Origin of the sequence: Streptomyces javensis (assembly GCF_039525925.1) — a bacterium.
GTDB classification, from domain to species: Bacteria; Actinomycetota; Actinomycetes; order Streptomycetales; family Streptomycetaceae; genus Streptomyces; species Streptomyces asiaticus.
Genome location: NZ_BAAAIF010000016.1, coordinates 157052 through 164345, shown reverse-complemented (window position 1 = coordinate 164345; position 7294 = coordinate 157052). Strand labels below are relative to the sequence as shown.

Annotated in this window: 7 protein-coding genes; 2 read left to right on the top strand and 5 right to left on the bottom strand. The window is 75.1% G+C overall.

What is annotated here, in order from left to right:
• From ABD329_RS17445 to ABD329_RS17430, 4 genes are all read right to left on the bottom strand, one after another.
• The coding region (locus ABD329_RS17445) for a hypothetical protein (RefSeq protein ID WP_344316601.1) at nucleotides 1–268 on the bottom strand (268 nt) is incomplete at its 3' end.
• 3 nt (nucleotides 269–271) lie between these two features.
• Nucleotides 272–1318, bottom strand: a complete 1047-nt coding sequence (locus ABD329_RS17440; protein ID WP_246619214.1) for an AAA family ATPase — start codon at nucleotides 1316–1318, stop codon at nucleotides 272–274.
• 82 nt (nucleotides 1319–1400) lie between these two features.
• Nucleotides 1401–3695 (bottom strand): VMAP-C domain-containing protein, encoded by a 2295-nt coding sequence (locus ABD329_RS17435; protein WP_344316600.1) that lies wholly within the window; start codon nucleotides 3693–3695, stop codon nucleotides 1401–1403.
• A 5-nt stretch (nucleotides 3696–3700) separates the two neighbouring features.
• Complete coding sequence (locus ABD329_RS17430) at nucleotides 3701–4114, bottom strand: CU044_2847 family protein (protein ID WP_198281104.1); 414 nt, start codon at nucleotides 4112–4114, stop codon at nucleotides 3701–3703.
• A 157-nt stretch (nucleotides 4115–4271) separates the two neighbouring features.
• Between ABD329_RS17430 and ABD329_RS17425 the strand changes: the two genes are divergently transcribed.
• Nucleotides 4272–5747 carry a DNA-3-methyladenine glycosylase 2 family protein gene (locus ABD329_RS17425; RefSeq protein WP_198281105.1) on the top strand — a complete coding sequence of 492 codons (1476 nt, stop codon included), beginning with the start codon at nucleotides 4272–4274 and terminating at the stop codon, nucleotides 5745–5747.
• Between the two features lie 191 nt (nucleotides 5748–5938).
• Nucleotides 5939–6442, top strand: a complete 504-nt coding sequence (locus ABD329_RS17420) for a methylated-DNA--[protein]-cysteine S-methyltransferase (RefSeq protein ID WP_309142910.1) — start codon at nucleotides 5939–5941, stop codon at nucleotides 6440–6442.
• A gap of 15 nt (nucleotides 6443–6457) precedes the next feature.
• On the opposite strand, the gene ABD329_RS17415 is transcribed toward ABD329_RS17420, so the two are convergent.
• Nucleotides 6458–7201, bottom strand: a complete 744-nt coding sequence (locus ABD329_RS17415; protein WP_198281106.1) for an SIR2 family NAD-dependent protein deacylase — start codon at nucleotides 7199–7201, stop codon at nucleotides 6458–6460.
• Nucleotides 7202–7294 lie beyond the last annotated feature (93 nt).

The following is a 7294-nucleotide window of genomic DNA, read 5'->3' as shown; positions in this document are numbered from 1 at the left end:
TGGCGGGCAGGGCCGTGCCGCCGCGCGTCACCGCGCGGGCCAGGGGCGCCCGCTCGGCGCCGTCCTCGGGCAGCCGCCCGGCCAGCCAGAGCGCGTCGAGCAGCTCCTCCCTGGACAGCTCGACACCGCTGGAGGCGAGGACCGCGACCGCCTCGTCAAGCCGCCCCAGCCGCCTGGCGTCGCCTCGCCCGGCGCGGTCCTGCCCGGTGTCGCCGCGCCCGGCGCCGCCCTGCCCGGCCCCGCCCCGCTGGGCGTCCCCCCGGTTCATGTCTCACACCGCCCCGCCCAGCCGGTGCAGCACCGCTTCCAGCAGTCCGTCCGCCGTCACATCCATGCCGCCCGCCCGCAGGAACACGGCGTTCAGCAGCTGGTCGGTCGCCAGCTCGCGGGCCGCCCGGCGCCGGAGAAAGGCGTCCAGCAGCTGGTCGACGTCCTCCAGCGCGTCGTCGCCCAGATGCGCGGTGACGATCGCCCGCAGCCGCGACTCGTCGGGGGTGGGCAGCTCCAGCCGGACGCAGCGGCGGAGGAAGGCGGGCGGGAAGTCGCGCTCACCGTTGCTGGTGATCACCACGACCGGGAACTCCTCGCACACCAGCCGGCCCCGCCGCACCGTGGCCCGTTCACCCGCCCGCTCGGTGAGCACCTCCACCACCGACTGCTCCTCCGGCAGCCGGGCCAGCTCGGGGATCTCGAACTCGCCCTCCTCGAAGACGGTCAGCAGATCGTTCGGCAGGTCGACATCGCCCTTGTCGAGCTCGTCGACGAGCAGCACCCGGGGGCGTTCGCCCGGCACCAGCGCGGTGCCCAGCGGCCCGAGCCGTACGAAGCTGCCGATGTCGGGCTCGGCCTCGCCACGGTCGCGCGTCAGGGTCGTCTCGCGCAGCCGCCCGATCGCGTCGTAGCGGTAGAGCGCGTCCTGCACGGTGGACCGGCTGTTGACCGGCCAGCGCAGCACCTCGCCCAGGTCCATCTCATGCGCGATCGCCCGCGCGAGCGAGGACTTGCCGGTCCCGGGGCTGCCGGTGACGAGCAGCGGACGCCGCAGATGGAGGGCCGCGTTGACCACGTCCGCGTGTTCGGGCTCGATCAGATACGGCGCCGGGCGCGCCGGACCGGACGGCGCCCGCTCCCCGTCGGGGACGGCCCGCTCCCCATCGGTGGCCGCTCGCTCCTCGCCGGTGGCCGACCGCTCCTCGCCGGGGGCCGACCGCTCCCCGGCGCCGAAGCGGCGCCACGGCGGTGCGGGTGGCATCTCCACGTGTCGGGGCACGCCGTCCCCCCGGAACAGCCGCCAGCCGGGCTCTTCCCGTGGATTCATCGGGGAACCTCCTTCTCGGCCCGCCTCAGCGGACATCGCGCGCCTCCTGCCGTCTCTCTCACTGCCGCCGCGGATCTCACCGTCACTCCGTGGGGTCCACGAGGTCCAGCCGTGGCAGCGCCCGCCCGGCATCGGCCCAGGCGAGCACCGGCCGCCCGGTGTACTCGTCGGGCCGTTGCAGGGTCTTCGTGCGGTAGGTCCGTACGGCCTCGGGCAGTTGACGGGTGCTCGCCCCCGCCGCGTGGCGCACGGCCGGGGACCCCTGCTCCCCGCTGCGATCCCACAGCACCACCGGAACGCCCGCGGCCAGACACATCTGCACCACACCCGTGCGCCGGTGGGCCGCGACATCGACGGTGACCCGGGCGGTGAGCCGCTCCATGAGCAGACCGCACACCGCCTCCGGGTCCGGGGCCGTGGCGTCGTCGATGTGCACGGGCTCCTCGGTCTCCAGCCGGGCCCAGCGCTCCCGCCACTGGTCCAGCATCGTGCCGCCGTTCAGCTCCCGCAGCTCGGGGCAGTTGACGACCAGGGGATACGGGGTGCCGAGCCGCATGGGGAGCACCGCTCCCGGCCCCGCGGCCCTCCAGCGGTCCACCGGCACCTCCAGGGCGTCCCGGTCCACGACCAGTTCGATGACGGGCCGTGGCCCCGAGGGGTCGGGGCGGCGCAGCGCGCCCACGGCGGCGAAGATCTCCTGGGCCACCTCCTGGGCGCCGCGCGGCCGTTCACTGTCGTCCGACACCTGGCGCAGCCCGTCCCCGTCGTCGCACCACAGCCGCAGCCGGTAGCGCTCCGCCGCCTCCTCCCGCGCCGCCCCCGGCGCGCCGCCCGGTGCCGCCCCGCAGCGGTCCAGTTTGGCCACCACGCGGGGCGCGGCGCCCCGCGTGGCGCTCCGGGCCCACTGCTCGGCGTCGTGGCGGCGGTCCATCAGGGCGGCGTCATGGACGCCGAGACGGCGGGCGACCGCCGCGTTCCACCGCCGCAGCGCGGCGCGCTGCTCCGCCGGGCAGCACCCGGCGGCCACGAACTCCACGGCGCGCAGCAGGCCCGGCACGGCGGGCATGACCCCGTCGTCGGCCGCCGAACTGTCCCCGTGCAGCCCCTCCACATGGGCGATCAGCGCCTCGAACCGCCCGCGCCCGCCGCCGTCTCCGCCCCCGAGGCCCCCGAGGCCGTCTCCGCCGCCGAAGCCCCCGAAGCCGTCCGCGCCCCCGACGCCCCCGAGGCCGCCCCCGCCCCCGAGGCCGTCGACGCCGCCGTCCCGATCACGGCCGTGGTGACCGTCACCATCGGTGAGCAGCGCCGCGGGCAGGGCCGCCAGCGGTAGCGCCGCCCGTACGGCCCCGGGGACACCGGCCGCGGCGGCCGCGGGCAGGGCGCGCAGCTGGACCAGCAGCCGCTCGTACTCACCCGGCGAGAGCAGCTTGGGCAGCCCGCAGCGGCGCCCGATGGCGAGGAGGTCGTCGGCCACCGGGCTCGCCATGCCGCGCACCGCCTCGACCAGCGCGGGCAGCGCACGTCCCCGGGTGAGCAGCAGATGGGCGAACTCCTCGGCGGAGGGCACACCGTCCGCGCGATGGCCGAGACCGCACTGGCGGGCGACCGTACGGCAGCAGCGGATCCAGCCCTCGGACAGCGTCAGCGGCCCGTCCAGCAGGGCGACGAGTTCGGCGTAGCCGGGGTGGTCGCGCACGTCCTCCGCGGGCTGCCGGGGCAGCAGATGGCCCGCCCCGGCGTCGTCCAGCTCCCGCGTCACGCGCTGCCAGGGGATGCCCCAGGCGCGGCGCAGCACCCCCTGGACGCGGAGCTTGGCCGTCACGAGCCCGACGACGGCGCCCTCCTCGTTGGACCACAACGGGCCGCCGCTGTAGGCGGGTTCGATGTCCAAGGCGCGCTCGGCCCCGTCGAAGTAGCCGAACCGCCCGTCGCACGCGCTCACTTCGGCGTCGGCGAACACCCCGGGCTCCCCGCTGCCGTGCCAGGCCCGTACGAGCTGCCGCTTGGCCATCGGGTGCCAGCGCGGCGGCTCGATCGCGGGCGGCAGGGCTCCGTTCAGCCGCAGGACGGCGAGGTCGCCGTTCCACTCGAAGGCGCCCAGGCCGCCGTCATCGGTCCGGGGCGGTATCCAGACCGCCAGCTCGGCATGGGCCTCGACGGTGTGCTCCGGTCCGTGGAGCCGCACGGGCACGGCGATCGGGCCCGGGTGATCCGGGGCCAGCATGTCCTTCCCCAGCGCGCTGTTGACCACATGAGCGCACGTCAGCAGATGGCGGCCCGGCAGCAGGACGCCCGCGCCCGCCGGTCTTCCGTCGGCCTTGGCCAGAATGGACACCGCGGGCCGTGACGAGCCCCCGTGCGCGTGGAACCACCCCATGGGCTTCAGTCCGCGGGGCCGGGCCGGGAGGACCGCGGCGGCACCGTCGGCTCGGGTCGCTCCGACGGCCTCCAGGTGGCCGAAATGGTCAAGTTGGCGTTCCCGTTGGCACCCACGATGCCGAGTTTGAGGTCCTGGCCGACCTGCACCCCGAACTGCACGGTGAACTCCTGGGGTGGATGCGGAGCCGAGCTGACGGCGTCGTGCACATCCTGGAGCACCGGCCCCAGCCCTTGCAGGATGACGCCCAGCCCGGCGTTGGCGAGCGTGGCCACGGCCTGCGCGGGCCGCCCCACCGGGGTCACGCCGCCGACGCCGCCGACGCCGCCGTATGCGTCCTCGGGGGCGTCTCCCACGGGGGCCAGTTCCAGCCGTACGGTCGTACCGTCCGCCAGGGGTATCTCACGGTGTTCCGTCACATCCTCATCATGCCGATCATCAGGCGTCCGGTCTGCCCCTTCGCACCAAACACCGCCGGAACGACGGACGTGGCGCGGGGCCACGGGGCGCCGCCGCGTAAGGTCGATGTCGGATTCCCGCGAGCTTGCCCCTGCCCCGCTGGCGGATGCTGGACCCATGCACACCGACACCGACCGGTGCCTCCGCGCCGCACAGGCCAAGGACGCCCGCTTCGACGGGTGGTTCTTCATCGCCGTCGTGACCACCGGGATCTACTGCCGGCCGAGCTGCCCGGTCGTCGGGCCCAAGCCCGAGAATATGCGGTTCTACCCCAGCGCCGCGGCCGCCCAGCAGGCCGGGTTCCGGGCCTGCAAGCGGTGCCGTCCGGACGCCAGCCCCGGCTCGCCGCAGTGGAACGAGCGCGCGGATCTGGTGGCCCGGGCGATGCGGCTGATCGCCGACGGTGTGGTGGACCGGGACGGGGTCCCGGGCCTGGCGGCCCGGCTGGGATACAGCACCCGGCAGATCGAGCGGCAGCTGCTCGCCGAGCTCGGCGCGGGTCCGCTCGCACTCGCCAGGGCCCAGCGGGCGCAGACCGCGCGGCTGCTGATCGAGACCAGCGCGCTGCCGATGGCGGACATCGCCTTCGCGGCCGGGTTCGCCAGCGTCCGCGCGTTCAACGAGACCGTACGGGAGATCTTCGCGCTCTCCCCGACCGAGCTGCGGCAGCGGGCCAGCCGGGGGCCGCGGACCAGCGTGCCGGGCGCGCTCACGCTGCGGCTGCCGTTCCGGGCGCCGCTGTGCCCGGACAACCTCTTCGGGCACCTGGCCGCCACCGCCGTCCCCGGCGTCGAGGAGTGGCGCGACGGCGCGTACCGGCGCACGCTGCGGCTGCCGTACGGGCCCGGGGTGGTCAGCCTCAGCCCCCGGCCGGACCACATCGCCTGCCAGCTCTCCCTCGCCGACCTGCGCGACCTGGCCGGGGCGATCAGCCGCTGCCGGCGGCTGCTGGACCTCGACGCGGACCCGGCCGCCGTGGACGACCTGCTGCGTACGGATCTCCAGCTGGCCCCGCTGGTCGACAAGGCCCCGGGGCGGCGGGTGCCGCGCGCGGTGGACGCGGACGAGTTCGCGGTGCGCGCGGTGCTCGGACAGCAGGTGTCCACGGCGGCCGCCCGCACCCACGCCGGGCGCCTGGTGACGGCGCACGGCGAGCCCGTGGAGGACCCGGCCGGCGGCCTGACCCACCTCTTCCCGTCCGTCCAGGCCCTCGCCGGGCTGGACCCCGAGAAGCTGGCCATGCCCCGCACCCGCCGCGCCACCCTCACCGGGCTGATCGGCGCGCTCGCCGAGGGCCGGGTCGCGCTCGGCGTCGGCAGCGACTGGGACGAGGCCCGCGCGAGCCTCGGCGCGCTGCCGGGGCTCGGCCCCTGGACCGTCGAGGTGATCGCGATGCGCGCCCTCGGCGACCCGGACGCCTTCCTCCCGACCGACCTGGGAGTGCGCCGCGCCGCCACCGAACTGGGCCTGCCCGCCACGCCAGGCGCCCTCACCCGCCACTCGACCCACTGGCGCCCCTGGCGCGCCTACGCCGTCCAGTACCTATGGGCCACGGACGCCGCCCACGCCATCAACCGCCTACCTGCGGCGTAACGGTTTGTGGGCGGTCGTTCCGCGGAGGCGGCACCTCCCAGCGGTAGCCGCGGGCGGAACGGGTGGGCACAAACCGGCCACCGGCCCGCACCCGGCAACGAAACGGCGGCCCCGCACACCGCTGAGCCGCACCGCACCCAGAAAACCCAGCACCCAGAACCCAGCACCCAGAAACCCCGCCGAGGAACACCGTGATCCGCACCCACACCACCATCGACAGCCCCTACGGCCCCCTAACCCTCGTGGCCACCGGCACCGACCTCTCCGGCCTCTACATGGTCGAGCAACGCCACCGCCCACCCGAGGAAACCTTCGGCGCCCCCGGCGACCCGGCCGACACCCCCTTCGCCGAGACCATCCACCAGCTCACGGCCTACTTCGCGGGCGCGCTGACCGAGTTCGACCTGCCGCTGCACCTGGACGGCACGCCCTTCCAGCGCCGCGTCTGGGCCGAGCTGCGGGCCATCCCGTACGGCGAGACCTGGTCGTACGGCCGACTGGCCGACCGCATCGGACAGCCGACCGCCTCCCGCGCGGTGGGCCTGGCCAACGGCAAGAACCCGGTCGGCATCATCGTCCCCTGCCACCGCGTGGTCGGTTCGTCCGGCAGCCTCACCGGCTACGGCGGCGGCCTGGACCGCAAGCGGCGGCTGCTGGAGTTCGAGGCACGGCGGGAACTGCCCGGCCTCTTCTGACGCCGAAGTGAGTGATCAGCCCGCGGCGATGCGATCCAGCAACATGGGCAGCGCCCCACTGATGGGCTCACGGACAACCTCATCCGCGAGCTCGTCGTACGGCGTCGGCTCAGCGTTGACGATGATCAGCCGAGCCCCGTGCTCGGCGGCCAGCCCGGCAAGCGAGGCCGCGGGCTGAACCTGGAGGCTGGTACCGACCGCGATGAAGATCTCGCACGCCTGCGCCACCGCGACCGCTTCCGTCAGCACCTCCGGATCGAGGTTCTCCCCGAACATCACCGTGGCCGACTTCAGGATCCCCCCGCACTCCCGGCACGCGGGATCCGCCTCACCCGCCGCGACCCGCTCCAGCGCCTCGTCCATCCCGGACCGCGCCTCGCAGTGGGTGCACCGCACGGCCCGTGCGGTGCCGTGCAGTTCCAGCACCTTGCGCGCGGGCATCCCGGCGATCTGGTGCAGCCCGTCCACGTTCTGGGTGATCACCCGCACCGGCACCCCCGAGCGCTCCAGCCGGGCGATGGCCTCGTGCGCCCCGTTGGGCCGGGCGTGCAGCGCCTGGCTGTCGCGCCGCATCTCCCAGGAGCGGCGCCGGATGTCGGGGTCGGTCATGTAGTACTCGTACGTCACGAGCTTCTCGGCCTCGGGATCGCGCCGCCACAGCCCCTGCGGACCGCGGTAGTCGGGGATCCCGGAGTCGGTGGAGATGCCCGCCCCGCTCAGGATCGCCACCAGCGGCCGGTGCGTCGTCTCGCTGCTCATGCGGCGAGCGTACGCACGCCGCGCGGCCGACGGCGAGCGCGTTTCGCCGGACGGGTAAAGTCCGCCCGGCACCGGGACATGCGCGGCGGATGG

What these genes read in the sequence shown, in the direction of transcription:
- ABD329_RS17440 (WP_246619214.1), bottom strand. Translation starts at nt 1,318, where the DNA reads ATGAATCCACGGGAAGAGCCCGGCTGGCGGCTGTTCCGGGGGGACGGC.
- ABD329_RS17435 (WP_344316600.1), bottom strand. Translation starts at nt 3,695, where the DNA reads ATGGGGTGGTTCCACGCGCACGGGGGCTCGTCACGGCCCGCGGTGTCC.
- ABD329_RS17425 (WP_198281105.1), top strand. Translation starts at nt 4,272, where the DNA reads ATGCACACCGACACCGACCGGTGCCTCCGCGCCGCACAGGCCAAGGAC.
- ABD329_RS17415 (WP_198281106.1), bottom strand. Translation starts at nt 7,201, where the DNA reads ATGAGCAGCGAGACGACGCACCGGCCGCTGGTGGCGATCCTGAGCGGG.